Source organism: Pseudomonas baetica (genome assembly GCF_019733355.1).
Classification (GTDB): Bacteria; Pseudomonadota; Gammaproteobacteria; order Pseudomonadales; family Pseudomonadaceae; genus Aquipseudomonas; species Aquipseudomonas baetica_A.
Genome location: NZ_JAIHLQ010000025.1, coordinates 39,508 through 65,455, shown reverse-complemented (window position 1 = coordinate 65,455; position 25,948 = coordinate 39,508). Strand labels below are relative to the sequence as shown.

27 protein-coding genes, 1 tRNA gene and 2 pseudogenes are annotated in these 25,948 nt (G+C 58.4%); 11 read left to right on the top strand and 19 right to left on the bottom strand.

The genetic code is table 11. The features are described from left to right. Window positions 1-155 precede the first annotated feature (155 nt). The gene (locus K5E40_RS21995; RefSeq protein ID WP_221732574.1) at window positions 156-374 is read left to right on the top strand and encodes a hypothetical protein; all 219 of its coding nucleotides are present in this window, start codon (window positions 156-158) and stop codon (window positions 372-374) included. Window positions 375-477: 103 nt separating this feature from the next. Beyond that, on the top strand, window positions 478-2,673 hold the full coding sequence (locus K5E40_RS21990; RefSeq protein WP_221732573.1) for an OsmC domain/YcaO domain-containing protein: 2,196 nt from the start codon (window positions 478-480) through the stop codon (window positions 2,671-2,673). Between the two features lie 169 nt (window positions 2,674-2,842). Here K5E40_RS21990 and K5E40_RS21985 read toward each other — a convergent pair whose 3' ends face one another. Together K5E40_RS21985 and K5E40_RS21980 are read right to left on the bottom strand one after the other, a co-directional pair. Next, a complete protein-coding gene (locus K5E40_RS21985; RefSeq protein ID WP_221732572.1) occupies window positions 2,843-3,337 on the bottom strand; it encodes a PaaI family thioesterase in 495 nt (164 codons plus the stop codon). Window positions 3,338-3,472: 135 nt separating this feature from the next. Then, a complete protein-coding gene (locus K5E40_RS21980; RefSeq protein WP_221732571.1) occupies window positions 3,473-3,721 on the bottom strand; it encodes a hypothetical protein in 249 nt (82 codons plus the stop codon). A 169-nt stretch (window positions 3,722-3,890) separates the two neighbouring features. Between K5E40_RS21980 and K5E40_RS21975 the strand changes: the two genes are divergently transcribed. Continuing rightward, complete coding sequence (locus K5E40_RS21975; protein WP_221732570.1) at window positions 3,891-4,529, top strand: ATPase; 639 nt, start codon at window positions 3,891-3,893, stop codon at window positions 4,527-4,529. A gap of 86 nt (window positions 4,530-4,615) precedes the next feature. After that, window positions 4,616-4,957, top strand: coding sequence for a hypothetical protein (locus K5E40_RS21970; RefSeq protein ID WP_221732569.1), 342 nt, complete (start codon window positions 4,616-4,618; stop codon window positions 4,955-4,957). Between the two features lie 117 nt (window positions 4,958-5,074). On the opposite strand, the gene K5E40_RS21965 is transcribed toward K5E40_RS21970, so the two are convergent. The 11 genes and pseudogenes from K5E40_RS21965 to K5E40_RS21920 form a co-directional block, all read right to left on the bottom strand. Next, window positions 5,075-5,761, bottom strand: a complete 687-nt coding sequence (locus K5E40_RS21965; protein WP_221732621.1) for a phytanoyl-CoA dioxygenase family protein — start codon at window positions 5,759-5,761, stop codon at window positions 5,075-5,077. Between the two features lie 156 nt (window positions 5,762-5,917). Continuing rightward, window positions 5,918-7,111, bottom strand: coding sequence for a GAF domain-containing sensor histidine kinase (locus K5E40_RS21960; RefSeq protein WP_221732568.1), 1,194 nt, complete (start codon window positions 7,109-7,111; stop codon window positions 5,918-5,920). A gap of 167 nt (window positions 7,112-7,278) precedes the next feature. Next, a complete protein-coding gene (locus K5E40_RS21955; RefSeq protein WP_221732567.1) occupies window positions 7,279-8,520 on the bottom strand; it encodes a sodium:proton antiporter in 1,242 nt (413 codons plus the stop codon). A 186-nt stretch (window positions 8,521-8,706) separates the two neighbouring features. Next, window positions 8,707-9,546: a glutathione-dependent disulfide-bond oxidoreductase gene (yghU, locus tag K5E40_RS21950; RefSeq protein ID WP_221732566.1), complete on the bottom strand. Its 840-nt coding sequence runs from the start codon at window positions 9,544-9,546 to the stop codon at window positions 8,707-8,709. Window positions 9,547-9,849: 303 nt separating this feature from the next. Further along, complete coding sequence (locus tag K5E40_RS21945; protein ID WP_311775969.1) at window positions 9,850-10,290, bottom strand: hypothetical protein; 441 nt, start codon at window positions 10,288-10,290, stop codon at window positions 9,850-9,852. Between the two features lie 130 nt (window positions 10,291-10,420). Then, window positions 10,421-10,639 carry a hypothetical protein gene (locus K5E40_RS21940; protein ID WP_221732565.1) on the bottom strand — a complete coding sequence of 73 codons (219 nt, stop codon included), beginning with the start codon at window positions 10,637-10,639 and terminating at the stop codon, window positions 10,421-10,423. A 128-nt stretch (window positions 10,640-10,767) separates the two neighbouring features. Continuing rightward, a pseudogene (locus tag K5E40_RS35675) lies at window positions 10,768-10,896 on the bottom strand (hypothetical protein); the annotation flags it as partial. Between the two features lie 64 nt (window positions 10,897-10,960). Then, window positions 10,961-11,728, bottom strand: coding sequence for a phosphonate ABC transporter, permease protein PhnE (phnE, locus tag K5E40_RS21935; RefSeq protein WP_221732564.1), 768 nt, complete (start codon window positions 11,726-11,728; stop codon window positions 10,961-10,963). Continuing rightward, complete coding sequence (locus tag K5E40_RS21930) at window positions 11,725-12,549, bottom strand: ABC transporter permease (RefSeq protein WP_221732563.1); 825 nt, start codon at window positions 12,547-12,549, stop codon at window positions 11,725-11,727. Before K5E40_RS21930 ends, phnE begins: the two co-directional genes overlap by 4 nt. Continuing rightward, window positions 12,543-13,340: a phosphonate ABC transporter ATP-binding protein gene (locus K5E40_RS21925; protein WP_221732562.1), complete on the bottom strand. Its 798-nt coding sequence runs from the start codon at window positions 13,338-13,340 to the stop codon at window positions 12,543-12,545. Before K5E40_RS21925 ends, K5E40_RS21930 begins: the two co-directional genes overlap by 7 nt. Next, entirely contained in the window at window positions 13,337-14,200 is an 864-nt protein-coding gene (locus K5E40_RS21920) for a putative selenate ABC transporter substrate-binding protein (protein ID WP_221732561.1), read from the bottom strand. The genes K5E40_RS21925 and K5E40_RS21920 overlap by 4 nt, the downstream gene beginning before the upstream one ends. A gap of 190 nt (window positions 14,201-14,390) precedes the next feature. On the opposite strand from K5E40_RS21920, the gene K5E40_RS21915 reads away from it, so the two are divergent. Together K5E40_RS21915 and K5E40_RS21910 are read left to right on the top strand one after the other, a co-directional pair. Further along, window positions 14,391-15,413 carry a GlxA family transcriptional regulator gene (locus tag K5E40_RS21915; protein ID WP_221732619.1) on the top strand — a complete coding sequence of 341 codons (1,023 nt, stop codon included), beginning with the start codon at window positions 14,391-14,393 and terminating at the stop codon, window positions 15,411-15,413. 193 nt (window positions 15,414-15,606) lie between these two features. Continuing rightward, a tRNA-Gln gene (locus tag K5E40_RS21910) sits at window positions 15,607-15,681 on the top strand. Between the two features lie 112 nt (window positions 15,682-15,793). On the opposite strand, the gene K5E40_RS21905 is transcribed toward K5E40_RS21910, so the two are convergent. Next, a complete protein-coding gene (locus K5E40_RS21905; protein ID WP_221732560.1) occupies window positions 15,794-17,782 on the bottom strand; it encodes a U32 family peptidase in 1,989 nt (662 codons plus the stop codon). A gap of 209 nt (window positions 17,783-17,991) precedes the next feature. On the opposite strand from K5E40_RS21905, the gene K5E40_RS21900 reads away from it, so the two are divergent. After that, window positions 17,992-18,501 (top strand): hypothetical protein, encoded by a 510-nt coding sequence (locus K5E40_RS21900; RefSeq protein WP_221732559.1) that lies wholly within the window; start codon window positions 17,992-17,994, stop codon window positions 18,499-18,501. A gap of 85 nt (window positions 18,502-18,586) precedes the next feature. Here K5E40_RS21900 and K5E40_RS21895 read toward each other — a convergent pair whose 3' ends face one another. Together K5E40_RS21895 and gstA are read right to left on the bottom strand one after the other, a co-directional pair. Continuing rightward, window positions 18,587-18,967, bottom strand: a complete 381-nt coding sequence (locus K5E40_RS21895) for a RidA family protein (RefSeq protein ID WP_221732558.1) — start codon at window positions 18,965-18,967, stop codon at window positions 18,587-18,589. Between the two features lie 92 nt (window positions 18,968-19,059). Continuing rightward, window positions 19,060-19,671 (bottom strand): glutathione transferase GstA, encoded by a 612-nt coding sequence (gene gstA, locus K5E40_RS21890; protein WP_221732557.1) that lies wholly within the window; start codon window positions 19,669-19,671, stop codon window positions 19,060-19,062. Window positions 19,672-19,780: 109 nt separating this feature from the next. Here gstA and K5E40_RS21885 point away from each other — a divergent pair, with 109 nt between their 5' ends. Beyond that, window positions 19,781-20,746, top strand: coding sequence for a transcriptional regulator GcvA (locus K5E40_RS21885; RefSeq protein ID WP_221732556.1), 966 nt, complete (start codon window positions 19,781-19,783; stop codon window positions 20,744-20,746). Here the strand turns inward: K5E40_RS21885 and K5E40_RS35090 are convergent. Next, on the bottom strand, window positions 20,684-20,893 hold the full coding sequence (locus K5E40_RS35090) for a hypothetical protein (RefSeq protein WP_260455921.1): 210 nt from the start codon (window positions 20,891-20,893) through the stop codon (window positions 20,684-20,686). The genes K5E40_RS21885 and K5E40_RS35090 overlap by 63 nt on opposite strands. A 68-nt stretch (window positions 20,894-20,961) precedes the next feature. Here K5E40_RS35090 and K5E40_RS21880 point away from each other — a divergent pair, with 68 nt between their 5' ends. After that, on the top strand, window positions 20,962-21,348 hold the full coding sequence (locus tag K5E40_RS21880) for a DUF1652 domain-containing protein (RefSeq protein ID WP_311775968.1): 387 nt from the start codon (window positions 20,962-20,964) through the stop codon (window positions 21,346-21,348). A 369-nt stretch (window positions 21,349-21,717) separates the two neighbouring features. Here the strand turns inward: K5E40_RS21880 and K5E40_RS21875 are convergent, their stop codons facing one another. Together K5E40_RS21875 and K5E40_RS21870 are read right to left on the bottom strand one after the other, a co-directional pair. Then, window positions 21,718-22,830 carry an alkene reductase gene (locus tag K5E40_RS21875; protein WP_221732555.1) on the bottom strand — a complete coding sequence of 371 codons (1,113 nt, stop codon included), beginning with the start codon at window positions 22,828-22,830 and terminating at the stop codon, window positions 21,718-21,720. 241 nt (window positions 22,831-23,071) lie between these two features. Further along, window positions 23,072-23,395: pseudogene (locus tag K5E40_RS21870) on the bottom strand (cytochrome c); the annotation flags it as partial. A 132-nt stretch (window positions 23,396-23,527) separates the two neighbouring features. On the opposite strand from K5E40_RS21870, the gene K5E40_RS21865 reads away from it, so the two are divergent. After that, the gene (locus K5E40_RS21865; RefSeq protein WP_221732554.1) at window positions 23,528-24,727 is read left to right on the top strand and encodes an MFS transporter; all 1,200 of its coding nucleotides are present in this window, start codon (window positions 23,528-23,530) and stop codon (window positions 24,725-24,727) included. Window positions 24,728-24,821: 94 nt separating this feature from the next. Continuing rightward, on the top strand, window positions 24,822-25,745 hold the full coding sequence (locus K5E40_RS21860) for a LysR family transcriptional regulator (protein WP_221732553.1): 924 nt from the start codon (window positions 24,822-24,824) through the stop codon (window positions 25,743-25,745). Window positions 25,746-25,948: the final 203 nt, after the last annotated feature.

The following is a 25,948-nucleotide window of genomic DNA, read 5'->3' as shown; positions in this document are numbered from 1 at the left end:
CAGCAAAGAGAAACGGGCAATGAACAGTGCGACGCAAGAAAGAACGAAGGAAACACATGGCGATTCGGTTTTTGCCCAGGCCGCCGCCCGTCGACTGCGCTGAACCGGCGGATGTCCCTTGTTTCTATCTAGGAAGTCCCAAACGAGATCACCCAATGTTCGAGCAGCGAAAGAAAGAATTACTGTCAGCATGGCGCGAACTGGCGACTCAGGCGAACTCGCAGATGGACCCGGAGCAGCAGTACGACGAGCTGCTCAAGGCCGCCGATAAGATGGAGGCACAAGGACTGATCAGCAGCACCGAGTGGCGGCAGTTGGTTCGGGATGCGGGCAGCGTATTCACCAAGGGCATAGGCCGGGCACAAGGCCAATAGACTGGGTGGCACCACCCAGCGGCCACTCCCGAAAGCACAAGACTTCCCGCTCAAAAACCGGATAATGGCCGCCATTCGTTTAGCCGTATTCTGGTAATCCCGCATGGAAATCAAGGTCAACTTTCTCGACAACCTTCGACTTGAAGCCAAGTTCGACGACTTCACGGTGATCGCCGATCAGCCCATTCGCTACAAGGGCGATGGCTCGGCACCGGGGCCGTTTGACTACTTCCTCGCGTCGTCGGCCCTGTGCGCGGCTTACTTTGTGAAGTTGTACTGCGACACCCGCAACATTCCTACCGATAACATTCGCCTGTCGCAGAACAACATCGTCGACCCCGAAAACCGCTACAACCAGATCTTCAAGATCCAGGTTGAATTGCCGGCGGACATCTCCGACAAGGATCGCCAGGGCATCCTGCGCTCGATCGACCGTTGCACGGTGAAGAAAGTCGTACAGACCGGTCCCGAGTTCATCATCGAAGAGGTCGAAAGCCTCGATGCCGATGCTCAGGCATTGCTGATGCCGATGTCGGATTCGCAGGCAGGCACTTACATTGCCGGCAAGGACCTGCCGCTGGAGCAGACCATCGCCAACATGTCGGGGATCCTCGCCGACCTGGGCATGAAGATTGAAATCGCTTCGTGGCGCAACATCGTTCCCAACGTCTGGTCGCTGCACATTCGCGATGCACAGTCACCGATGTGTTTCACCAATGGCAAGGGCGCGACCAAAGAAGGCGCACTGGCCTCGGCACTGGGCGAGTTCATCGAACGCCTGAACTGCAACTTCTTCTACAACGATCAGTTCTGGGGCGAAGAAATCGCCAATGCGCCATTTGTGCATTACCCGGACGAACGCTGGTTCAAGCCTGGCCCGAAAGACGAACTGCCGAGTGAAATCCTCGACCCCTACTGCCTCGAGATCTACAACCGCGATGGCGAGTTGCGTGGTTCGAACCTGATCGACACAAACTCCGGCAACACTCAGCGCGGCATATGCTCGCTGCCGTTTGTACGCCAGTCGGACAATGAAGTGGTGTACTTCCCGTCCAACCTGATTGAAAACCTGTTCCTCAGCAACGGCATGAGCGCCGGCAACACCTTGGCTGAAGCGCAAGTGCAGTGCCTGTCGGAAATCTTTGAGCGCGCCGTCAAGCGCGAAATCCTCGAAGGCGAAATGGCGCTGCCGGATGTACCGCAGGACGTGCTGGAGAAATACCCAAGCATTCTGGCCGGTATCAAGGCACTGGAAGAGCAGGGTTTCCCGGTGCTGGTCAAGGATGCGTCGCTGGGCGGTGAATTCCCGGTGATGTGCGTCACCCTGATGAACCCGCGCACCGGCGGCGTGTTCGCTTCGTTTGGCGCGCACCCGAGCCTTGAAATCGCGCTGGAGCGCAGCCTGACCGAATTGCTGCAAGGGCGCAGCTTCGAAGGCCTGAACGACCTGCCGCAGCCGACCTTCTCGGGTCAGGCCGTGACGGAGCCGAACAACTTCGTCGAGCATTTCATTGACTCAAGCGGTGTGGTGTCGTGGCGGTTTTTCAGCGCCAAACCGGACTTCGAATTCGTCGAGTGGGACTTCTGCGGCCAAGGTGAAGACTCCAATGGCGAAGAAGCCGCCACACTGTTCGGCATCCTCCAAGACATGGGCAAAGAAGCCTACATGGCGGTCTACGAGCACATTGGCGCCAAGGCCTGCCGCATCCTGGTGCCGGGCTACTCGGAAATCTATCCGGTCGAAGACCTGATCTGGGATAACACCAACAAAGCGCTGCAATTTCGCGCCGATATCCTCAACTTGCACAACCTGAGCAAAGTCGGTCTGCGAAACCTGGCGACGGGCCTGGAAAAAAGCGAGCTGGACGACTACACCGATATCACCACGCTGATCGGCATCGAGTTCGACGACAACACGCCGTGGGGCAAGCTGACGATTCTTGAACTGCGCCTGCTGATCTACCTCGCCTTGCAGAAGTTTGATCAGGCCAAAGATCTGGTCGAAGCCTTCCTGCAATACAACGACAACACCGTTGAGCGCGGCCTGTTTTATCAAGCCGTGAACGTGGTGCTGGAAATGGAACTCGACGAAGACCTGGAACTGGCCGATTACGAAGCCAACTTCCGCCGTATGTTCGGTAACGAGCGGATGGACGCGGCGATCGGTTCGGTAAACGGCAGCGTGCGCTTTTATGGTCTGACGCCAACCAGTATGAAACTGGAAGGCCTGGATCGGCATTTGCGCCTGATCGAGAGCTACAGGAAGCTGCATTCGGCGCGGGCAAATGTGAAGGGTTGATCCTGTAAATCGTGGCCGTGATGACCTGTGGCGAGGGAGCAAGCTTCCTTGCCACAGGTTGACGGTCTGATCAGGTCACTTTAATTCAAGGTCGCCACCGCCGATTGCGCGCAGGAAAAGGTTCACTTGCGCTTTCATACGCATCGGCACTTCTTTCAGCCGCCAATACTTAGCGACCATGTGCTGCGTCGGCCAGTTGCCCCGTATCAACCCGCACAAACACCGAGTCACCCACCGCTGTCAGCACCTCCCCCGCAAACACCTCGCAGATCACCCGGGTCTTGCGCCCGACTTCGCCTTCGACTTTTGCCCGTAAGGTCAGCGCGATGCCCATCGGCGTCGGTTTGATGAACTTGATGCCGAGATTGCCGGTCACGCAGTCAATGCGGGGCAGGGTGCCGGGCTCGCGGTTTTCCGCACGGTAGTGATAGGCCATTGCCGTCCAGTTGGAATGGCAGTCGACCAGCATCGCGATCAAACCGCCGTAGACCAGGTCCGGCCAACCACAGTATTTGGCGTCCGGTACATGCTCGGCGAGGACATGCACGCCGTCTTCATGCCAGTGGCTTTTGATGTGCAACCCGTGCGGATTGCGGCCGCCGCAGCCGTAGCAAACGCCTTCAGGCGCGGCGCTGTCTTGCAGGGAGGTGTCGAGGCTGGACATGGGGTTGGTCATCCTGGCGTGGTGAGTCCGGTCAGACGCAGGCATTTCTTGCAAGGCCTGTCAGATGGGCGATTGTAAGCGTTAGGGCCGTTTTCGCCGAACGCGTATTGATGTGCAGCGCATCGGCACCGGAGGTCATTGCTCGGGAGCGAGCCACGTATCGACAATCCGTCGATCCAGTTCTTCCCAATCCGCCATGCCCAATACCCGTGTGGTGTTCAGGCCGCGCAGGTAACCGCGCAACTGATGGGCGGTATCGCGGATGTACTGCTGATCGGAGATGGTTCTATCCAGCAATACGGTTTCGTACTGGACCAGGTATTCGGCCACTCGCTCGCGAAAGTCGTGTAGAACGGCGTCGCGGATCAGGTCAAACGTTCTCAAGGAGGACTCCTCATTCATGTTTTTCTATTTGTATTGAGTGTGTATCAGTCTGCAAGGTGCGCAACTATTGCTAGAAGTAATAGTGACCATCAAGAAACGCAAGTTCTGCTTTGTCGGCAATGCGCGGAAAATCGCCTCCATCGAACACGCAGCTCAAGGAATTTGCGCGATGAACACGTTGACCCGACTGGTACTGGCCGCCCTGCTGCTGAGCGCTGCCGCTGCACCGACCTACGCAGACGATGCCCGGTCGTGTCACTTTCAATCGATTACCGGCAGCAGTGCCACGTTGCAGCGCTCGCAAACCGTCGGTGTGCTGTACAGCGAAAACACTCGGGACAACCTGCAATACCTTGAGCGTTACCACGCCATGGCGGTCAACGGCGCGAAAGATGCGCTCGATTCGCGGATTCGCGAAGCTTTCGTCGAAAGCTCTGATCCGGAACTGGCCATCGACTGGTTGATGAGCTCGTTGCAACAACAGTTTCTGTCGGTAACCGTTTACGACAGCCTCGATGCCTTGGTACAGGCCCGTCCGGATGTCGTGGTCAAACTCGACACGTTCAACCGCTTGTTGACCCAACGCAACAGTCTGGTCGAAGCGCGTTTCACTGCACGTTTCTACGATGCCGACCTGCAATACATCGGCAAAGCTGAAGGCGCTGTGGAAAAACAGCTGCCCTCAGCCTGGGTACACAACCAGGCGCCGCCGCAAATTGCCGCGCAGATCGAGAAACAACGTGACTTGCAACTCAGCGCGTTGAAGCAGTTCGACAACTCGCTCAAGGCCTTGGTGTCCGCGAGCTGAGCACCTAAAACATCATTGGCAACGGCGACGCCGTCAAGCGGGACCGTTGCCGGTTGAACCGAACTTTTATTTTCAGGATGACACCGATGCGTTCTTTATTCGTGCCAGCCATGGCCTTCGCCTCCTTGCTGCTCGGTGGTTGCGTCAGCGCGCCGAACGACCCGACCCTGACCTTGCAGACCAGCAAGACGCCCGCACAGTACGCCGATTGCGTCGTACCGAAACTGAAGGGCAGTGCGTTGAACCCGACCGTCTCGCAGACCCAGCGCAGCTACCGGATCGTGGTGCCGAGCAAGGTGGCGGCCGATAACGTACTGGAAGCCTACAAGGCCGGCAGTGGCGGCAAGGTGTTTCTTTATGAGCGCCACTTGCTGGCCTCGAACTTCATGCCATCGACTTTTGAACGGGCCGCTCAGGACTGCATCTGATTTCGCCCGGTAGCCGTATGTAAAAGAGCTCCTTTGGTTGGCCGCAACCAACCAATTCTTTGCCCCGCACCTTCATTCGGTCGCGGGGCTTTTTTTGTTTGCGTTTTGTGCTGTCGATCAGGCGCCCGCTGAGGATGAATACAAACCGCAAGGTTTGAAGCGTTCGCGGGTGTCCATCCGGACGGCTCGCAGGCTCAAGGTTTGCAGATGCGACGCATACAACGACTCCGAACGGAAGCTGATCAGAACGCTACGCCGGCGTGCCCCGCTGAGGTTCAGGCTGCCTGCGTGCACCAGATCCGCATCAAACACCAGAATGTCACCGGCGTAGCCTGAAAGTTGCACAGAGCGCGATTCATCATTGAAGTCGAAGGGCGACGGCTCCGACTCAGGTCGGTGGCTGCCGGGGACGATACGCGTCGCGCCATTTTCGGGGCCGTAGTCGTCGAAAAAAGCCAGGGCGTTGACCATGTCGCCCGGCCGTTGCGCCGACAAGTCGCGATGCAAGGGTTGATACCCGCTACCCCCAAGCGGTTCGCGACCTTCCACTTGCGCGAGGAAAAATCGTTCTGCGATCAGCTCGCCTGCCACGGCCAGCAACGGCGGCAAGCGACACACAGCCTGAATCGTTGCATCAAGGTCTAAAAGTGAATGGCGCCACTGAGCGCCTCGCGGGGTTGGCCACTGATCTGAGGGCATCACGTTCGCATCGAACACGCTGCGAAGCTCATTCAGCCATTCGGTGGGGATGGCTTGTCGGAGCAGGGCATAGCCATCGCGATGGAGTTGTTCGCAGTCAGTCATGGTTTCCTCGGCAGGACGTAGCAGCACAGAAGGTATAGCCATTGACTGATTCGAGCGCCAGATCGCTCGGCGGCGGCGCTGTTGCCGCTGTTTATCGATCAGGGGGCTGCGATCCTGACGATGCGCCGGCAGACGACGTAAGCGCCTGGCGCCTGGTCAAGCCCATTTGAACTGAGCCGGGAATCTCGCCACAAAACGTGTTCCCGATTCAAGATCCGAGGTAACGCTCAAGGTGCCGTTGTGCGCCGACGCAATCTGCGATGCGATATAGAGCCCTAGACCCAAACCTTCGTAGCGCTGCCCGGCTTCGGATCGTGAAAAGGGCTCGAACAACAGCGGCATCAACTCATCGGGAATCGGCGTGCCCTGATTGGTCAGCGCAATGACAATGTCGTTGTTCTCTGAATAGGCGTTGAGGATGATCGGTGCAGTGGTTGAGCCATGAGTGACTGCATTGCCGAGCAGATTGGAGAGCAATTGACTGACGCGCAACGCGTCGCAATAAACCCCTGTCGGCACGTCCAGCGCATGAATGAGCGTTGCGTGCGGATGGGACGCCTGGACCTCTTCTAGCGTCAGCAGCAGTGTCTGCTGCAAGTCATCTACCACTTTTCGCTGGACGGGAATCCCGCCACCCAACCGCCCCCGGGCGAAATCGAGGATGTTTTCGATCAGTACGCCCATGCGAAGAGAGCTTTTGCGGATCGCCGAAAGCAATTTCAGTGAGCGCTTGTCTTCGGTTTTGGTTTCCAGCAGATCGGCGCTCATTCGAATGGCGCTCAGCGGTGTTCGCAGGTCGTGCCCCAATACGGCGATGAACTGCTCACGCAACCTGCCCAGCTCATTGGCAGTGTCCAAGGCGGTTTTGGTGGCTTGAAGGTGACGTTGGCTGTCGAGGTTCATGGCAATCAACTGGGCGAACAGCGTGAGCGTCTGGGCAATGGCCGGTTCCTCGACATTGGCCGCAAGTGAGTCGATGGCACACAGCGTCCCGAAAAAATCGCCATTGCTCTTAACGATCGGAATGGAAATGTAGCTCTCCAGTCCATAGGTTTTCGGTGTGTGATGCAGCGAAAACACCGGGTGCTCACTGGCCTTGCCGAAGATGACCGGCTGCTTGTGTTGTCGGATTTCATGGCAGATGGTCGATTCGAGTACCAGTTCGCCGCCAGGCTGCAGACCGAAATCAATCGAATCGTCGACAGCGCACGCCACCCAATGACTTTCAGTCACGCGAGCAACTGCCGCGAAGCGCATGCCGGTCAGGTGTTTGACCATGCGGAGGATCACGGGCACCGCGTCAATGCTGCGGATGGCTTCAATGTCGGGTGAAAACTCGGGATTGGTCATGGGGTGACGCTTCAAGGATGTGGGCCAAAGACTATCTTTTATTGCTGCTCATGGCGAATGGGCGCGTTGGCCGACTGAGTGTGAGGTTTTTGCAATTCAGCTCAGTGCCTTCGCTTCATATGGCGGTGGATGGGCCTGTTTGCCATGGCCCAAGGCTGGAGCGAACTTCATCGGTCGGTGCATGGAATCACGCGTTTGACCAGTTTGCCTATGGACATGCCCTGGACCAGGATCGAAAACACCACGACCGAATAGGTCAGCGATACCACGACATCACGAGCCTCTCCCGGCGGCAGTGTCAAAGCCAACGCCACCGAAATGCCGCCGCGCAGGCCGCCCCACGTCATCACGCTCCATGAGCCCTTTGGTAGCCGAAAACGTTCGCCCAGAACTGCAATCGGAACCCCAACCGTCATTAGCCGCGATAATAAAGTCAGCACGATCACCATCAGTCCCGTGGCAATCAGAGGATTGGAGAACTGGATCAGAACGACTTCCAGACCAATGAGTACAAACAGCACCGCGTTCAGAATTTCATCAATCAGCTCCCAGAACATATCCACGTTTTTTTCGGTTTTTTCAGACATCGCGTAGGTGCGTCCCTGGTTCCCCACAATCAATCCCATCACCACCATCGCCAATGGCCCCGAAACATGCAAAGACGTGGCGAGGGCATAGCCGCCGAGCACAGCAGCCAGCGTGATGAGAACCTCTTCCTGATAGCTGTCGATACTCTTGAGCATCCGGTATGTGACGTACCCGACCGTCGCCCCTAAAAGCGCGCCGCCGCCCGCTTCCCTCAGCAAAACCAGCGATGCACCGCTGACAGAGGGCGTTTCACCGCTCGCAATCATTGCCAGTATCAGCGAAAACAGCACAACGCTGACGCCATCGTTAAATAGCGACTCACCCGAAATCACCACCTCAACACTGCGGGGGGCACCTGCTGATTCCAGGATGCCCATGACCGCAATCGGGTCGGTTGGCGAAATCAGCGCGCCGAACACCAGGCAGTATGCAAGGGGTAACTCAAGGTTGGTCAGGGACAGCAGTTCCCAGAGCCCAAAACCGATGATCAGCGTCGATAGGGTTGTACCAACGACGGCCAGGCATGCAATTTGCCATTTGTAGGAGCGCAGCTCCGACAAGTTGACATGCAATGCACCTGCAAATAACAGCAAGGACAACATGCCTTGCATCAGCAACTCGGAAAAGTCGATGGACTCGATCAATGATTGTTCGATGGTGTGCAACGTGTGAAAGCCCAGCGCATCAGAGGCCATGTTCAATAGCGAGAGGCCCAAAGCAATGCCCATCACGCCGATAGCCGGGGGCAGCCCCACATAACGACGATTGAGGTAGGCGAGGGTCGCGGTGATGCAGAGAAATATTGCGATGATGTCCAGCATGGGTTTGATGTCTCCCAGGCGCACCGGTTGGGGGTTGGACACTCGCACCTTCTGCGTTCAGCGTGATGCCATATAGGCACCCGCAAATGCCACTCATGAAAGATGCGAATAAATGTTTGCTTGGGCGGCCGATCAAATGAGTTTTTGATCGGCCGCCATTAACGAGAGCAGTGTTACGCCGGTGGCTTAATTCAAATCGCCAGCCTGATGCCGCTCGGGCACCTGGCTCGCTTCATCGCCCCACGTCCGATTGACGCGCTGCCCACGAATGACCGCTGGCCGCTTGGCGATATCCTCTGCCCAGCGCTGCAAATGAGTGTATTCGTGAGCGGCCAGAAATTCCGCCGCCGAGTAGACATTGTTGCGCACCAGTTGCCCGTACCACGGCCAGACCGCGATGTCGGCGATGGTGTAGCTGTCGCCGGCCAGGTAAGGGCTTTGCGCAAGACGCCGATCCAGTACATCCAGTTGCCGCTTGGCTTCCATGGTAAAGCGGTTGATCGGGTACTCCATTTTCTCCGGCGCATAGGCGTAGAAATGCCCGAATCCGCCACCCAGATAAGGCGCTGCGCCCATCTGCCAGAACAGCCAGTTGAGCGTCTCGGTGCGTCCTGCCGGGTCTTTGGGCAGGAAGGCGCCGAATTTTTCTGCGAGGTAGAGCAGGATCGCGCCCGACTCGAACACCCTAATCGGCGGCTCGACACTGCGATCCAGCAGGGCAGGAATTTTCGAGTTCGGATTGATCTCGACAAAACCGCTGGAGAACTGATCGCCTTCGCCAATGCGGATCAGCCACGCATCGTATTCGGCAGCGGTATGCCCTAGCGCCAGTAACTCCTCTAGCAGAATCGTTACCTTCACGCCGTTGGGCGTGGCAAGCGAGTAGAGCTGCAACGGATGTTTGCCCACGGGCAACGTCTTCTCATGCGTCGGCCCGGCAATCGGGCGGTTGATGCTGGCGAACTGGCCGCCGGATGGCGCTTCGTTTTTCCAGACCTGGGGCGGAACGTAGGGCGTTTTACTCATGACATTGGCCTCGTCGATTGTTGGCTGAGAACAGAGGGACACCGTAGCGTGTTTGTCGCTTACGCCACAAAAAAATTCCGCATTTCTTGAGCTGATGCCTGCGTGAAAGAACGCTTCTGCCGGGCATCTGAACTCAATACCGCTATGACACTGATGCTTTGCGGCTGTATCGGGGGTATCAGTTTCAACACTGGAGTCGGGCTCGCGGGCCCAACAATAAGCGGACAGTGTCGAGACCTCGCGCGAATGTGGCGGTGTAACGCTTTGGGCCATAGTGGTGCCGAGCTGCTTTTCTCGAAATGTTCAACGGGTGTCCGTTCCCGAATGGCGGGCCAGTATGTTTCTGATGAGAGTTTCTTCACTAAATGAAATATTGGCGATTTCACACGCGTCAGGGACTTGTTGCCATTCGCTTGAGGCGTATCCGATCTGGCGCACAAGCCATTGCTGCGGGCCAGTCCAGGACAGCTCGAGGTAAGGGCCGGCCAGTTCTTTATTGGCGATCAGCAAGCCGACTTCATCCGCCGGTCCCGGGCACATGCCGCCGACCGCAAAAGGTACCCGCTCGAGGATGAGGGCGTTGAGTATGGCCAGCAACTCTGCATGCGAAGCGAAGGAAACGTGGCGCTGGCCGGCAACAGCGCCGGCAAAAACCAGGTCGCCGGTTTGTGAGTCTGCAGCGTTGATCGATGCCAGGTGCGCTGGCGCTTGGCCAGAGCCTTTGGCATAGCGTGGTTTAATCACGGTAATCACTCAACTCAACAGGTCGAAGACCCGCGATGCAGAAGGGCGAGCATGAGCGCACAGATCCCTGCGCTCATGCTCGGAGAGAGGCCAGGATGGTGAGGTAGATCCACCTGATACGGCGAAAAAATCAATTCCCGTCCGCTACCTTGCGTTCAATCTCATCGGTTTTGCGCTTTAACGCCTCCGCGTCCTGCTCTTTGACCCGGGTCGAGGTCGGTGTGATCACCTCATCCACGGCCCTGGTGTCACCGTCCTTGTCTTCAAGATCACGTTCGACCACATTCACCGGTTTCCCGGAAGCGTCGGTGGGCTGGGCATTCATGGTTTTGTCGTCATTGCTGTTCATATCGCAGACCTCCATGGGTGTAATCGTTGGAGGGGCGGTTTGAGGCTAGCGTTCGATATTTCTTTGATTGGCTGAACGAACGGTGGGGGAAGCCTGCGGTTGCCTAACGACTTAATCTGATAAAACCGGGTGATGACTACCAGCAGGACAGTCGCTGTGCAGCCGCAATCCCCTGTTACTGCGACCATGACTAGTGCCACCGTCGGCGGGAAACCGCCTAGCCAACCGTTGCCGATGTGATAGGGCAGCGACATCGAGAACACCGTGCCGAGCGAAAAGACGAAGATGACCTTGTGCTACTCCTCAGTGATGCATCGGTGTTTACGCCTTCACCCAGCGCTGGCGGCTCCACGCACTCAACCAGTCCACCGCAAACACCAGCACCAGCATCGCCAGAATCACCGTGCTGGCCTGCGCTTCCTGAAACAGGCTCAGGCTTACATACAGCATCTGCCCGAGCCCGCCAGCGCCGACAAAACCCAGCACGCTGGCCATGCGGATGTTGTTCTCCCAGCGATACAGGCAGTAGGCGAGCAGTTGCGGCGCGAGGTTAGGCAAGGTGCCGTAGCAGAAGGCGAGGATTGGGTTGCCGCCCTGCAAACGGATCGCTTCGGCGGGTTGCGGCGGGGTGTTTTCCAGGGCTTCGGCGAACAATCGGCCGAGCACGCCAGTGGTGTGCAGGGCAAGGGCGAGGGTGCCAGCGTTTGGGCCCAGGCCGGCGGCGAGCACCATCAGCGCGGCCCAGACCAGCTCGGGAATCGCCCGCAGGCCGTTGAGCAACAGGCGCGAAACGCTTTGCAGCGGCCAGCCGAAACGCCCGGCAGCGGGCAGGGCGAGGAGGATGCCGAACAACGCCGCGAGCAGGGTTCCAATAGCTGACATGGCCAACGTTTCCATCGAGCCTTTGAAAATGGCTTTCAGGTAATCCGCACTCAGATCCGGGCTGAAAAAGCGCTGCACATACGCCGCCATTTGTTTCAGGCTGGTGGCGCTGCCCAGTTCGCTGATGTCGAGGCTCAGGTAAGTGAAAGAAGCGATGACGGCCACACCGATACCCGCGATCAGCAACAGATTGATCAGGCGATTCATGCCAGTCTCCAGCGCAGCAAGCGGCTAAGTTGATCGGCCGCGAGCACCAGCAGCAGGAAGGTCAGCAGAATACTGGCGACCTCACCGCCAGCGAACATGCGGATCGACAGGTCGATTTGCTGGCCGAGCCCTCCGGCACCGACAAAGCCCATCACCACCGAAGCGCGGATCGCGCACTCCCATCGATACACCGTGTACGACAATAATTCCGCCGCCACATTGGGCAGAATACCGTAGGCAAAAGCAGCCAGTCGGCCACTGCCAGCCTGCAACAACGCGTGTGCCGGCCGCTGACTGGTGGACTCGAAAATCTCCGCGTAAACCTTGCCGAGCATGCCGCTGTAGGTGATGGCGATTGCCAGCACACCCGCCGCCGGTCCTAACCCGACGGCGCGCACGAACAGCAGCGCCCAGACGATTTCTGGCACGCTGCGCAAAAAGATCAGCAAGCCGCGAATCGGCCAGCGCAGCAAACGCCCCAGCCGACTTGGAACACCGCCCCTCGAGGCCGCGGACAGCGATAGGGCGCGACTGGCGATCAGGCTGGCCGGTATCGCCAATACCAGCGCCAGCGCCATGCCGGCTGTGGCGATGGCCAGAGTTTGTAAGGTGGCTTTGAGCAGTAACTGCACAAACGCTTCGTCGTGCGCCGGTGGCCAGAATTGCGCGACAAACCGGCCCATTTCATTCTGGCTGTCGGGTAGCAGCACGCCCAGATTCAGTTCACTGAGCTGGATCCCCGGCCACAACAAGGCAATCGCCAACACGGTCAACAGCAGCCGTGGCCATGCCGCGGGATCCCGTGAATCAGCGCTCAGCATCGTGGAATCTGCACAGTCAAAGGCGCCACCGCAGCCGTTGGCGATTGCATTTTTTCGTTGGCGTACAGTGCTTCGAGCATCTCGGGGCTGACTTGATCGCAAGGACTGTCGAACAGAATCTGCCCTTCTCGCAAACCGATGACGCGTGGAAAGTGCGAGAGCGCCAGATCCACCGCGTGCAGGCTCGCCACCAGCGTAACGTTGTGCTCGCGGGCATGCCGAGACAGGATCGACAGCGTGTGCCCGGCCATGACCGGGTCCATCGCCGAAACCGGCTCGTCGGCCAACAAAATCTCCGGCGCCTGATACAGCACCCGAGCGATGCCGACGCGCTGCAATTGGCCCCCCGACAATTGCTGGCAATGGGCGAACAGCTTATCGCCCAGATCCAGACGCGCCAACGCCGCGCGGGCGCCGGGCACGTCCAGCGGATGGAGTAGATTCAACAAACTTTTGCCCAGACTCCACTGCCCGAGTTTGCCGGCCAGCACCGCCGTGACCACCCGTTGACGCGGCGGCAGGGGCGGTGCCTGGTGCACCAGACCGATACGCGCGCGCAGGCGCTGCCGTTGGTGCGCAGACAAATGCCAGGCGCGCTCGCCTAGCACTTGGATCTCACCGCTGCTGGGCCGCAGAGCGGTGGCCAGCAGGTTGAGCAAACTCGATTTACCAGCGCCGGACGGGCCGATGATGGCGACCTGTTCGCCGACGCCAATCTGCAAGTCGATGCTGCGAAGCGCGTCGACTCCATTGGCGTGACGCAGGCTACCTTGGGTGAGGCGTAAGGTCATTTCAGCAGATCGGCAGCGCGGGCGGCTTCCTCGATGCCCTTGTAGTTCTCAGGCTTGGTATCGATGAAGCGGCTGGCCGCCTGCAGATCAAGAATCTTCTTCTGCTCAGGGTTGGCCGGGTCCAGATCAAGGAAAGCTTTTTTGATCTTCGCCGCCAGTGCCGGGTCGAGCGTGCCGCGCACGGTCCAGTTGTAATCGAAGTAGGGCGGGGTGGTGGCGAAGACTTTCACTTTTGTGGTGTCGACCTTGCCGGCATCCACCAGTTTCTGCCAGACACTGGCGTTCAACACACCCGCGTCGACCTTGCCGGCCTGCACCCAGGCCACGGTGGCGTCGTGGGCGCCGGAGTAGGCGACGCGGCTGAAATACGCTTCCGGCTTGATGCCGTCATTTTTCAGCATGAAGTAACGCGGCATCAGGCTGCCGGAAGTGGACGACACGGAACCGAAGGCGAAGGTCTTGCCTTTCAGGTCGGCCAGGCTCTTGACGTTCGGGTCAGCCGTGATGAATTTGCTGGTGAACTGCGCGTCCTGTTCGCGCTGCACCAATGGAATCACCGGAGTGGTGGCGTCGGTCTTCAAGCGCGCCTGAACAAAGGTGAAGCCGCCCAGCCAGGCCATGTCGAGACGGTCGGTGGCGAGTGCTTCTACTACCGCCGGGTAATCGGCCACCGGCACGAACTGCACCTTCATGCCCAGTTGTTGTTCCAGATAAGCGCCCAGTGGCTCGAATTTGCGCAGCAGCTCGGTCGGGGCCTCATCGGGAATGGCGCTGACCTTCAGCACATCGGCGGCGTGCGCCACCAGAGCGGAAAAGGACAGGGCCAGACCGGCCGTCAATGCCAGGGTTCGCTTGAGCATGGGAATCTCCGTTTCGTAAGCGTCAATGTCGGTGCGCCTGCAACTGGGCGCAAAGTCAGGTTAGACGAAACGGCGAGGTTATACGCATTCGACGATCCAAAGGCCAGTGCTGGCAGTTCGTTGTATCGCCGCAGGGGTGATTGACTCTGGCGCGGATCAGGCCAACTATCGGCGGATAACAACATCACCGATGGACCCGACCTTGATCGAACGACGCCAATTCAGCGGGGGAATGAAGGGGAAAAACCTCCGCTATCTTAATGAGCAATCTGCTGAAACTCGCATCACGCGCACCGGTTTTCTGCTGCTCGAACACTTTTCGCTGCCGGCCTTCACTCAGGCGTTGGACACGATCATCACCGCCAATCTGTTGCGTGCGGAGCTGTTTGCTTCTCGTACGTTTGGCTTGGGTGAAGGTGAGGTGATCAGTGACTTGGGCCTGGTCATTCGCCCGGATGCGCGGATTGATCTGGCGGCTCTTCAAGAGCTTGATCTGCTGGTGGTGTGCGGTGGTTATCGCACCGAGCTGAAGGCGGCCGATGAGTTGATCAGTCTGTTGCGTGCAGCAGCGGAGCGGGGTATCAGTCTGGCCGGGTTGTGGAATGGCGCGTGGTTTCTTGGCCGCGCCGGATTGCTCGACAGTTACCGCTGCGCGATCCACCCGGAGCATCGTCCGGCACTCACCGAAATTGCCAAGTCCACCCAAGTCAGCAGCGAGCCCTACGTGATCGATCGTGACCGGCTCACAGCGTCGAGCCCGTCCGGGGCTTTTCATATGGCGCTGGACTGGATCAAGGGTTTGCACGGTAAGGCGTTGGTCGAGGGCATCGAGGATATTCTGGCGTTCGAGGAGTCGCGTTATCGGCGGATCAAACCGGACGAGAATATCTGCGTCAGCGCGCCGTTGCGCGAAGTGGTGAAGCTGATGGATGCCAACCTCGAAGAGCCGCTGGAGCTGGAGCAACTGGCGGTTTACGCCGGTCGATCCCGTCGTCAGTTAGAGCGTCTGTTCAAAGAACAACTCGGCACCACACCGCAGCGCTATTACCTGGAGCTGCGCATCACCGAAGCGCGGCGCTTGCTGCAACACACTGAACTGTCGCAGGTAGAAGTGCTGGTGGCCTGTGGCTTCGTCTCGCCGAGCCATTTCAGCAAGTGCTACAGCGCGTATTTCGGTTATCGCCCGTCGAAGGAAAAGCGGCTGGTCAAATAGCGCTTGGTGGTGCGTCCACAGTCTGATAATTGACCGCCAAATGGACGTGACAGGGCCACGATTGTGGCCAAAATAATAAGTCGCTGTTTTAAAACAAAAAATAATTCATTTCGTACTTCACAAACGAAAGGAATGTTGGTAAATTGCGCCCCGTTCTCGCAGTGATCCTCACGGAGCCGCTGACAAGAGCTGTAGGGGCGTCGCCAAGCGGTAAGGCAGCAGGTTTTGATCCTGCCATGCGTTGGTTCGAATCCAGCCGCCCCTGCCATCTATTGAAAAACGCCAACTTCGCAAGAAGTTGGCGTTTTTTTATGCCTGCGATTTGGCCCGGCGGAGCGGGGCAGGCGTGCGCGGCGCCGAAGCACCGCGCACTCAGCCACTCAGTGCGGTGCGCGCGGGATGGTTTTCATCAGGTCTTCGGGGCTGATGTGGCCGACCACACTGCCCGGTTGTGGCAGGTTGAGGATGTGGCCCTTCATCTTGCCGATGATGTGCATCTCGCACGGTTTGCAATCGAACTTCAGCGTCAACACTTCATCGCCGTGGATCAACTGCATCGGTGCGACCTTGGTGCGCACGCCGGTCACGCCTTTGGCCTGTTTCGGGCACAGGTTGAAGGAGAAACGCAGGCAGTGCTTGGTGATCATCACCGGCACTTCGCCTGGCTCTTCGTGAGCCTCGTACGCGGCGTCAATCAGCTTCACGCCGTGACGGTGGTAGAAGTCACGCGCTTTCTGGTTGTAGACGTTGGCGAGGAACGTCAGGTGCGAGTCCGGGTACACCGGCGGCGGGCTGGTTTCGGCCTTGCGGCTGCCACGCGGGTGCGCGGCGACACGGGCGGCGGTCAGCGCTTCGATCACTTCACGACGCAGGGACTTGAGCTGCGAGTTCGGGATGAAGAACGCCTGTGGCGCATCCAGCTTGATGTCGGTGGCGTGGTACTGCGTGGTGCCGAGCTGGCCGAGCAGATCGCGCAATTGCTCCAGCGCTTGCTCAGGCTTGTTGGCAGCGCCGAACGGGCCGTTAAGCGTGACGCTGGCGCTGATGCCCTCTTCGCTGGTGGCGGTGATGTCAAGCTGCTCTTCACGCAGGCGTGCGAGCCAGCTCAGGGCCACGCGACGCTCCGAAGAAGTCTTCTGCAGCGCCTGTTGCCAGTTGTGATCGAGGTTGCGATTCAACGGGTGGTTCGGGCGCAGCTTGAACAGCCCTTCGGGCATTTCGTTCGGCTCGACGCGGTAGCGGTAGCGCTTCTCGCCGTCTTCTTCGAACTCGCCTTTGGCTTCGGCGATGTTGGCGCGGAAACCGACTACTTCGCGCTTCACCAGTACGTTCAAGCCATCACCGTTGGACAGCGGCTCGTGAGTCACGACCTGCATGTCACGCTTGGCAACTTTTTCGACGATGCCCACCGGCAGACCGGTGAAGGTCGGCGAGTCGAAAGCGCCGATGTCGATCTTGCGATCGGTGACGAAGTAGTCGGTGCTGCCACGGTGGAAGGTTTTTTCCGGGTCAGGCAGGAAAAAGTGCGCGGTGCGGCCGCTGGAGGCACGGGCCAGGTCCGGGCGATCTTCGAGTACGTCGTCGAGGCGCTGGCGGTAATAGGCGGTGATGTTCTTCACATAGCCCATGTCTTTGTAGCGACCTTCGATCTTGAACGAACGCACACCGGCCTCGACCAACGCGCGGATGTTGGCGCTCTGGTTGTTGTCTTTCATCGACAGCAGGTGTTTTTCGTAGGCAATCACGCCACCCTTTTCATCTTTGAGGGTGTACGGCAAGCGGCAGGCCTGGGAGCAGTCACCACGGTTGGCGCTGCGGCCTGTCTGCGCGTGGGAAATGTTGCATTGGCCGGAGAACGCCACGCACAGCGCACCATGAATGAAGAACTCGATCGCAGCGTCGGTTTCGTCGGCGATTGCGCGGATTTCTTGCAGGTTCAGTTCGCGGGCCAGTACCAGTTGCGAGAAGCCGGCCTGATCGAGGAACTTTGCCCGTTCCAGCGTGCGGATGTCGGTTTGGGTCGAGGCGTGCAGTTCGATCGGCGGAATGTCCAGCTCCATCACGCCCAGATCCTGAACGATCAGCGCATCGACGCCGGCGTCGTATAGCTGATGGATCAGCTTGCGTGCTGGTTCCAGTTCATTGTCGTGCAAGATCGTGTTGATGGTGGTGAAGATGCGCGCGTGATATTTGCGGGCGAATTCCACCAGTTCGGCGATCTCGCTGACTTCGTTGCAGGCGTTGTGGCGCGCGCCGAAGCTCGGGCCGCCGATGTACACGGCGTCGGCGCCGTGCAGGATCGCCTCACGAGCGATGGCCACATCGCGGGCAGGGCTGAGCAATTCCAGATGATGCTTTGGCAAGGACATAGTTTTTTTAGTCAGGCTGTCACGGTTAGGCGCGCATTCTACCCGTGAAACGACATGTCGGCACCTATGTACCGATGGTCTGCAAATCGCGCTAGCCACGTTTCGCGGATTCGCGCAACTGTCAGAGTTGTCAGTTGTTGTGCAGAAGGAAGTTCGAAATAGTAATGAAGTCATTCGCCAAACATTCATTACGAAAAGGACATGTTGTCATGAGCGATAAAGATTATTTTCGTTATTTAGGCATCAACAAAAATAATTTGAACCGAAAGACCCGCGCGCCAGAAACCTACTACAAAGCAGTGATTGTTCCCGTCCATCCGCAACTTGACGGGCCGATATTTCAGGCGACCGAAGAAGGCAGAGCTTTGTACTTCGGTTCCGCCGAGACCTTTAGTCTGATCGCGCACCATCGAAAAGAAGAAAGCAATATTTTCGAAATAATGTCGTTCGTTATTGATAACGAGTTGCCGGATGGAGAACACGACATAGGGGGGCGGGGTAGTAGTGTTCAAGGGCTTATCACGATCACCCCGCATATCATCTATGCCAAGGCAGGAAAAATTAACTTTCAGAGAAATGACGCGAACAGTTCGATAACCGCCAGTTTCCACTTCGACTTTGAGCTTGAGGTCGACGGCCAAGTAAAAAAATACAGCGTGAAGGAAGGAAAGTTATCGCTTGTCGCAACAGGACCACTCGAAGCCCGGAAACGATCCTGAAAAAGACGCGAGCCAGCCTTCAGAGGCTTGGCTCGGATTTTAAGCTTCTATGAGTCGGCGGCTGATGACCTGAAAGGAGCGGAGCTCAAGCCTGGGCCGCCATGGCAGTCACTTCTACGCGCATGCCCTCAACCGCCAGCGAGGCGACACCGACTGCGGCACGCACTGGCCACGGCTTGGCGAAAAAGCGCTGGTAAACCTCGTTGAACGCAGCGCGATCAGCCATGTCGGTGAGGTAGATGGTCAGGTGCATGACCCGATCCATTGAACTGCCGGCACGTTCCAGGGCAACTTTCAGCGCTTGCAGTGTGCATTCGCTTTGCTCGGTAATGCCACCCAGTTCCAGGCTGCCATCGGCGCGGGTCGGAATTTGGGTGGAGACCATGATCCCACCGAACGTCGCGACGTCGGAGGAAATGGAGTCGGCGTCCGGATCGGGAGTGAAGGTGATGTTTTGGTTGGCCATGGGGGTCCTTGTCTGAGCGAGTGAATATCGCGGCAGTTTACAGATTCCCTCCGGACATGGCCCCTTCAGAGAAAACGAACTGACAATCCGGATCACACAGGCAGCGTCGCCGCCTCTGCCGCGATGGCTGACAGGACACTGGGTCGTGCAGCGACACGGCGACTATAACTGGCGAGGGCCGGCCAGTTTTCTATGTCGATATTGAAGGTTGGTAGCCATGTGAGCACGGTGAACAGATAGGCATCGGCAACCGTGAACGTGCCCATCAGATAGTCCTGTTCCGAAAGGCTGCCGCTCAGGTAATCCAGACGTTTGACGAGCTTTTGCTTGAAAACGGTTTTGATCGCTTCCGGGAACTCAGCACTGAACAGCGGGGCGCTGCCACCATGGATTTCGGCGCTGATGAAGTTCAGATGTTCCTGCAACCGCGAGCGCTCCCAGGTGCCGTTGGCCGCAGCCATTGCGTGGTCCGGCGCCTGATCCGCCAGATATTGAAGAATTGCCGGCCCCTCCGTTAGTACCTCGCCGTTATCCAGTTCCAGCGCTGCAACGTACCCCTTGGGGTTGATCTTGCGAAAGTCGCGCCCGTCGGCGGTGCATTTGCTCTGGTTATTGACGCGAATCAGTTCGAACGGCAAGCCCAATTCCCGCAGCACAATGTGCGGGGAGAGAGAGCAGGTCATGGGCGCGAAATACAGTTTCATGGCGCTTCCTGGCTGAAAGAAGGCGTCAGGATCACTCCTCGTCTCAGGCTTCGCAAAGGTCATTTCGAGTGTTAGCGTATGACAAAATCTCATGGTCATTGAGCTTCATATGTTTGCCAGGCTTCCCTCTCTCAACGGCTTGAAAACCTTCGAATCCGCCGCTAGACACATGAGTTTCACTAAGGCAGCCGAAGAGCTTAACGTCACGCAAACCGCCATCAGTCATCAGATTCGCCGGCTCGAGGAGGCGTTGGGTGTGTCTTTGTTTCTGCGCCTCAAAGACGGTTTGGCACTCACTGAGCATGGCCAGGCTTATTTGCCCGGTATCCGCTCGGCATTCCAAGGGCTGCGCTATTCGACCGAACAATTACTGGCATCGCGCAACAACAGTGTGTTGACCATCAGTACCTTGGTATCGGTGGCGTCGAAGTGGTTATTGCCACGTCTGCCGTCGTTTCAGCAGGCGTATCCCCATATTGATGTGCGGGTCAGTGCCTCCACCGATCTGGTAGATTTTCGCAAGGGCGGCATTGACGCAGCGATTCGTTATGGTCGGGGCGACTGGAAGGGTTTGCGCGCCGACTTCTTGATGTCTGATGAAATATTCCCGGTATGCAGTCCCGCATTGCCTGGCGGGGCGAAGGCCTTGAGCACACCCGCCGATCTTGCGAACCACACGATGCTGCAAGTCAGTGGCATGACCGCCGGAGACTGGAACACCTGGCTCAGTGCCGCCGGTCAGCCAGCGCAACTGGCAGAAGGGCCAAGGTTGACGTTTGATCTGGCGATGATGGCGGTGCAGGCCGCTGTGGACGGGCAAGGCGTATGCATGGGGCGTTCGACCTATGTCGCCGATGATCTGCGAGCAGGGCGACTGGTGTCGCCATTTGCTCTGCGCTTGAAAGATGATCTGGGGTTCTATCTGGTGGCGCCTCATGAAACGGCTGATTCGGAGAAAATAGTGGCCCTCAGGACATGGCTACTGGCGTCGCTGGACAATAGCGTGAGCGGTTCAATGGAGTGTGACCACCCTGCGACTTTCTCCAATCCTGATTCTGTCGAGTGCCCTGTTTAGCGCATCAAGCGCGTCGAGAAGGGCTTTGGCCTCCGCTTCTCGACTGTCCCCCCAGAGGCGTTCCGCCATTTTGTTCAACGCCTGGATGGCGCGCTCGATGTCTGCGGCTGTTGCGGCCTCTTGAACGACCGGCTGTTTCTTCGGCATTGCGGCATCCTCGGCAAGTGCGTGCTATGGAAGCGAGATAAAAGGGTTCGATTGCTAAAGGGTATAACGTGTCGAGCACGAAGGCGTACGCTGATCATGTCATTGCTGCGCCAGGTGTTATGGGTGATGGCACCACAATCAATCCAGTAAAGCGCGAGTGCCTTGGCTGGCTCCTGCTCAAAGGGGTCGACATGCTGTCAAACCTTGAACTGCGCCACATCATCGAATCGGCTTTTTTGCCGCTTTCATGCAAATGTCAGATTGAGCCGCAGGGTTATCTTCAGGCGCAGATCTATGACCCTCTATCGGGGCGGATAGAGTTGATGGTCACAGGCATTTCCATCACGTGTCTGACAGGAAACCAGGCAATAACTGCACTCATCGATGAAGTTCGCGCAGAGCTCAGCCTTGCTCATGAAATGAGAGCGTGGCCGCGTGAAAGGGCGGCGAATTGAATGCTGTGGCTTCAGACTGACCAGTGCTCTAAACGAACCTAAACAGTTGACCCGACCATCAGGCGCGTCAATGCGTGGCGCTTCGCTGCCGATTCTTGCGCTGCAACAGGGGGTTCTCAAGCTGTTGCTGAGCCGTTTGGGAGGTGCGCACATCAAACGCGACGCCATGCAAGATAATTTCGGCATGGTCTCTCAAGCCTCGAGAGTCCATGGCAGGCATTGGCGTGTCGACTGAACGGGCAAATTCCTCCCACTCGGACGCCTGAACAGAGCTACAGCAAGGCGAAGGGCGTTACGTTGCAAGTGCAAGCAAGCGAGGAGGGCGCCAATCTGCTCGAGTCGCCGCGCGTACCGGCCGGCGTCTTCATCTCAGGCGTAAAACGGATAGTCGATGTAGCCGCGCTGATCGCCACCAAAAAAGCTGCTCGGGTCCGGGGTGTTGAGCGGTAAGCCCTCGTGAATCCGTCGCGGCAGGTCAGGGTTGGCCAGAAAAGGTCTACCGAACGCGATGATGTCGGCGCGACCTGAGATCAGTGCTCGCTCGGCGGACTCGGCGTCATACCCGCCGGCCAGAATCAGAACGCCTTTCCAGGCTTGGCGAAGCTGGGCGATGATCGCGTCCCAGCGCGGGTCGAAGTTTTCGTCCTTGACCGTCCCGACCATCGCAGGCTCCACCAGATGCAGGTAGGCCAGATTCCATTGGTTGAGCATCTCGACGAGATGACCGAACGTAGTCTCGGGTGTGTCATCGCCCATGCCCATGAATCGTCCCATCGGCGTCAGACGCACACCGACCCGTTCAGCACCTACTTCTTCAGCGACCGCCGCTACCACCTCCAGCAGAAAGCGTGCGCGATTCTCAACGCTGCCGCCGTAATCGTCTTCGCGCTGGTTACTGTTGCTGTTAAGGAATTGATCGAGCAGATAACCATTTCCGGCATGGATTTCCACGCCGTCCATGCCGGCATCCAGCGCGTTGCGCGCCGCCCGGCGATAGTCGGTGATGATGCCGGCGATTTCCGAGGTTTCCAGGGCGCGCGGCAGAGGCACGTCGCTCCAGATACCGTTACCCTTTTGATCGACGATAAAAGTTTTGCCGGGCACTGGTAAGGCGCTGGGCGCGACCGGCAGACCGGCGTCGGGTTGGAAGCTTGGGTGCGAAACCCGCCCGACGTGCCACAGTTGCATGAAGATCAAGCCGCTGGCGTCATGCACCGCCGTGCTGACTTCGCGCCAGGCCCGGACTTGATCATGGGTGTAGATGCCCGGTGTCCAGGCATAACCCTGACCTTGCCGCGAGATCTGCGTGGCTTCAGTGATGATGAGCGCGGCGCTCGCGCGTTGACGGTAATACTCGGCATTCATGGCGGTCGGGGCATCGCCCGGCTGGCCGGCGCGCGAACGCGTCAACGGTGCCATCGCTACACGATGCGCAAGCGTATAGGGGCCCAGTGCGACGGGTTGGAACAAGTGGCGGGCCATGGGAGGCTCCAGCTTCATTCATTGGATATAAGTGCGGCAGACGCGAGGTTCCGCACGCAGTGGAGCTAACTTAACCGGGCACGCCGGGGGTGATAATCCGTGTCGGGCGATACGCTGTTTTGCGTGCAACGCAACAGCCCCCGCGTCAATCGTGGATGCCCGCTGGAGAGACTCATGAAGGTTGTGCCGAACGGCTCAGCGGCAGATTCAGCCAGCGCCGGCCGGTTGCGCTTGCGACGGCATCGCTCATGCGCCGGTAATGCACGTAAGGGAACGCCGGATACAGAAAGTGACCATCGCGGGCAATGCCCTCACGCATCGCCCGTTCGAATGCCGGCAATGGCCATTGACCGATGCCTGTCTGCGCATCCGGGGTGATGTTGGTGCTGAACAAGGTACCGAATGGCGTCACCAACGGCAGCCCACCGGCCAGGTATTCACCGTACGGGCGGGTATGGCAGATCGCATAGTCGCCGGCCTCGACGACTCGCGCACCGCGCTGCAACTGCGCGGCATCGAACGTTTTGGGGCGTTCAATCGGGGCAATCGCCGGGCGCCACATCAGCATGTTGCGCCAAGAGCAACACCCGCGCCGTTGCGCACGACGCATCACTGCGTTGCCCGCAAGGCGGATTCTCAGAGTGTCAGCGTGACCGTAGCCTTGGCTCAACTTTCCCCAACTCAACGAGGTGTCATCATGCTCACGGGCAATCCCGCCGCAGCCGCCAAGGCCGAGCAGCCAGCTTCACTTTCCGGCCTGATGGTCGCGTTCCTGGCGTTCTGCTGTGGCGCGGTCGTGGCCAACCTTTATTACGCGCAGCCCATCGTCGAATTGATCGCGCCGCAAATCGGCCTGTCCAACGCCAATGCCAGTCTGATCGTTTCGCTTACGCAATTTGGTTATGCCTTGGGCCTGTTGTTGTTGGTGCCGCTGGCCGACTTGATGGAAAACCGGCGTCTGGTGGTGGGCTTCACACTGGCGGCGAGTGTCACGTTGTTGTGCGCCGGGCTGACCCATTCGCCCTCGATGTTCTTGGTGTTTTCCTTGCTGATCGGTCTCACCTCGGTCGCCGTGCAAATCCTCGTGCCACTGGCGGCGCACCTGGCGCCTGAGGCCACGCGGGGCCGTGTGGTCGGCAACATCATGAGCGGCCTGCTGCTGGGGATTCTGTTGTCGCGACCACTGTCGAGCCTGTTGGTTGAAGTGTGTGGCTGGCGTGGGGTGTTTTACAGCGCGGCGACACTGATGGCGATCATCGCCCTTATTACCGCCGTTGCCTTGCCACGTCGCGTACCCACCCACAAAGCGACTTATGTCGCGTTGATCGGTTCGGTGTTCGCGCTGGCTCGGCGTCATCCGGTGCTGCGTCAACGCTCGTTGTATCAAGGCTTGCTGTTCGCCAGTTTTAGCCTGTTCTGGACGCTGGCGCCGATTGAGTTGATGCGTCATCACGGCTTCACGCAAGTGCATGTGGCGATTTTTGCTCTGGTCGGGGCGGTCGGGGCAGTGGCGGCGCCAATTGCCGGACGCCTGGCCGATGCCGGACATGGCCGTCGCGCAACATTGGTGGCGCTGCTGCTGGCACCGGTTTCGCTGCTGATCGCCGCGCTGCCTAGTAGTGGATATGTCTGGTTGGTCGTGTGTGCGGTGCTACTGGATTTTGCCGTGCAACTGAACATGGTGTTGGGTCAGCGCGAAGTCTATGCCATCGATCCGCACAGTCGCGCACGCCTGAATGCGGTGTACATGACCAGCATTTTTGTCGGCGGGGCTTTGGGATCACTGGTTGCCAGCCCACTCTATGAGCATTTCGGCTGGAACCTGTCGGCCGTCGCAATGGCGATTCTTCCGGCATTGGCGCTGGCGCTGTTCCTGGGTCGAAAGGGCAATGGCTGAACAGGCGACGGGTGCCCAGAAGCACGGTGATACAAGACGATTGGCGAACGGTGATGCACAATCATCGCCGTTCCTTCTCGACCGGACCCCGCTTATGGACAAGTTGCTGGCACTGAAGATGTTTGTTGAAACGGTGCGCTGTGGAGGCTACTCCTCGGCAGCACGCAAACTCGGAGTGTCGACGTCTTCAGTGACACGGCAGGTGGCGGGGCTGGAAAACGAGCTAGGCGCAAGCCTGCTCAATCGCACCACGCGCAACACCAGCGTGACCATCGCCGGCCAAACCTATTTCGAAAAAGCCGTGGCGATTCTCGATGCTATCGAAGAGGCCGACGCGGTGGTCGCTGACCGTGGCAGCGAAGTGCAAGGACGACTGCGAATCAGCGTGCCGGTGGAGTTCGGCCGACGCCTCATCGCGCCGCACCTGAACCGCTTGCTCGAGCGGCATCCGGGGCTGGAAATCAGTCTGTCGCTGAGTGACAAAGTCAGCGATCTGCTGAGCGAGCAGATTGACGTGTCGGTGCGCTTGGGCTCATCGGTGGTCAGTGACGACATTGTCAGCAAGCGCGTGGGGCAGTTTCAGCGTTGGGTGGTGGCCAGTCCGGATTACCTGAGGCGTAGCGCAGCGCTGAGTCATCCGCGCGATTTGCTCGTGCACCAATGCCTGCGATTTGATTACGGCGGTACGCATCATCACTGGACGTTTCTGGGGGATGACGAAGCCATTCAACTCAGCGTCCACGGGCGTCTGCAGAGCAACAACGCCGACATCCTGCGCGAAGCCGCCATTGGCGCAGGCGGGGTGACGCTGCTGGCTGACTGGCTGGTGCGCGACGACGTGGCCGCCGGTCGGCTGACACGATTGCTGGAGCATTACGAGGTCAATCCAGGCAGTGCCAGCAGTTGCATCAACGCGTTGTATTTGCCCAATCATCGTGGATCGAGCCGCATCAATGTGTTTATCGACTTTCTCGTGGAAATCCTCAATCCTGACGCCCCGTCCATAACCAACGCTTGACCGGCTCTATGCGCGAGTGATTATTTTGTCTGGAGCTATTTTATTTGAGCGGGACGAGGTGGTGTTGGAGTGCAGGGCTGCGGAAATGACTGAATAGGTGCTCAAACGGTTCAGAAAGACCGGCTTGACAGTTGCGAATCCCAGAAACGGCAAAACCCTGAATAATCGGGGCTTTGTCGTATAAAGATGGCGGAGGCGAAGGG

Bases quoted from the DNA above. Each gene is read 5' to 3' on its own strand.
- K5E40_RS21995 (WP_221732574.1), top strand. From the start codon at position 156: ATGTTCGAGCAGCGAAAGAAAGAATTACTGTCAGCATGGCGCGAACTG.
- K5E40_RS21990 (WP_221732573.1), top strand. From the start codon at position 478: ATGGAAATCAAGGTCAACTTTCTCGACAACCTTCGACTTGAAGCCAAG.
- K5E40_RS21985 (WP_221732572.1), bottom strand. From the start codon at position 3,337: ATGTCCAGCCTCGACACCTCCCTGCAAGACAGCGCCGCGCCTGAAGGC.
- K5E40_RS21975 (WP_221732570.1), top strand. From the start codon at position 3,891: ATGAACACGTTGACCCGACTGGTACTGGCCGCCCTGCTGCTGAGCGCT.
- K5E40_RS21970 (WP_221732569.1), top strand. From the start codon at position 4,616: ATGCGTTCTTTATTCGTGCCAGCCATGGCCTTCGCCTCCTTGCTGCTC.
- K5E40_RS21965 (WP_221732621.1), bottom strand. From the start codon at position 5,761: ATGACTGACTGCGAACAACTCCATCGCGATGGCTATGCCCTGCTCCGA.
- K5E40_RS21960 (WP_221732568.1), bottom strand. From the start codon at position 7,111: ATGACCAATCCCGAGTTTTCACCCGACATTGAAGCCATCCGCAGCATT.
- K5E40_RS21955 (WP_221732567.1), bottom strand. From the start codon at position 8,520: ATGCTGGACATCATCGCAATATTTCTCTGCATCACCGCGACCCTCGCC.
- yghU (WP_221732566.1), bottom strand. From the start codon at position 9,546: ATGAGTAAAACGCCCTACGTTCCGCCCCAGGTCTGGAAAAACGAAGCG.
- K5E40_RS21940 (WP_221732565.1), bottom strand. From the start codon at position 10,639: ATGAACAGCAATGACGACAAAACCATGAATGCCCAGCCCACCGACGCT.
- phnE (WP_221732564.1), bottom strand. From the start codon at position 11,728: ATGAATCGCCTGATCAATCTGTTGCTGATCGCGGGTATCGGTGTGGCC.
- K5E40_RS21930 (WP_221732563.1), bottom strand. From the start codon at position 12,549: ATGCTGAGCGCTGATTCACGGGATCCCGCGGCATGGCCACGGCTGCTG.
- K5E40_RS21925 (WP_221732562.1), bottom strand. From the start codon at position 13,340: ATGACCTTACGCCTCACCCAAGGTAGCCTGCGTCACGCCAATGGAGTC.
- K5E40_RS21920 (WP_221732561.1), bottom strand. From the start codon at position 14,200: ATGCTCAAGCGAACCCTGGCATTGACGGCCGGTCTGGCCCTGTCCTTT.
- K5E40_RS21915 (WP_221732619.1), top strand. From the start codon at position 14,391: ATGGACCCGACCTTGATCGAACGACGCCAATTCAGCGGGGGAATGAAG.
- K5E40_RS21905 (WP_221732560.1), bottom strand. From the start codon at position 17,782: ATGTCCTTGCCAAAGCATCATCTGGAATTGCTCAGCCCTGCCCGCGAT.
- K5E40_RS21900 (WP_221732559.1), top strand. From the start codon at position 17,992: ATGAGCGATAAAGATTATTTTCGTTATTTAGGCATCAACAAAAATAAT.
- K5E40_RS21895 (WP_221732558.1), bottom strand. From the start codon at position 18,967: ATGGCCAACCAAAACATCACCTTCACTCCCGATCCGGACGCCGACTCC.
- gstA (WP_221732557.1), bottom strand. From the start codon at position 19,671: ATGAAACTGTATTTCGCGCCCATGACCTGCTCTCTCTCCCCGCACATT.
- K5E40_RS21885 (WP_221732556.1), top strand. From the start codon at position 19,781: ATGTTTGCCAGGCTTCCCTCTCTCAACGGCTTGAAAACCTTCGAATCC.
- K5E40_RS35090 (WP_260455921.1), bottom strand. From the start codon at position 20,893: ATGCCGAAGAAACAGCCGGTCGTTCAAGAGGCCGCAACAGCCGCAGAC.
- K5E40_RS21875 (WP_221732555.1), bottom strand. From the start codon at position 22,830: ATGGCCCGCCACTTGTTCCAACCCGTCGCACTGGGCCCCTATACGCTT.
- K5E40_RS21865 (WP_221732554.1), top strand. From the start codon at position 23,528: ATGCTCACGGGCAATCCCGCCGCAGCCGCCAAGGCCGAGCAGCCAGCT.
- K5E40_RS21860 (WP_221732553.1), top strand. From the start codon at position 24,822: ATGGACAAGTTGCTGGCACTGAAGATGTTTGTTGAAACGGTGCGCTGT.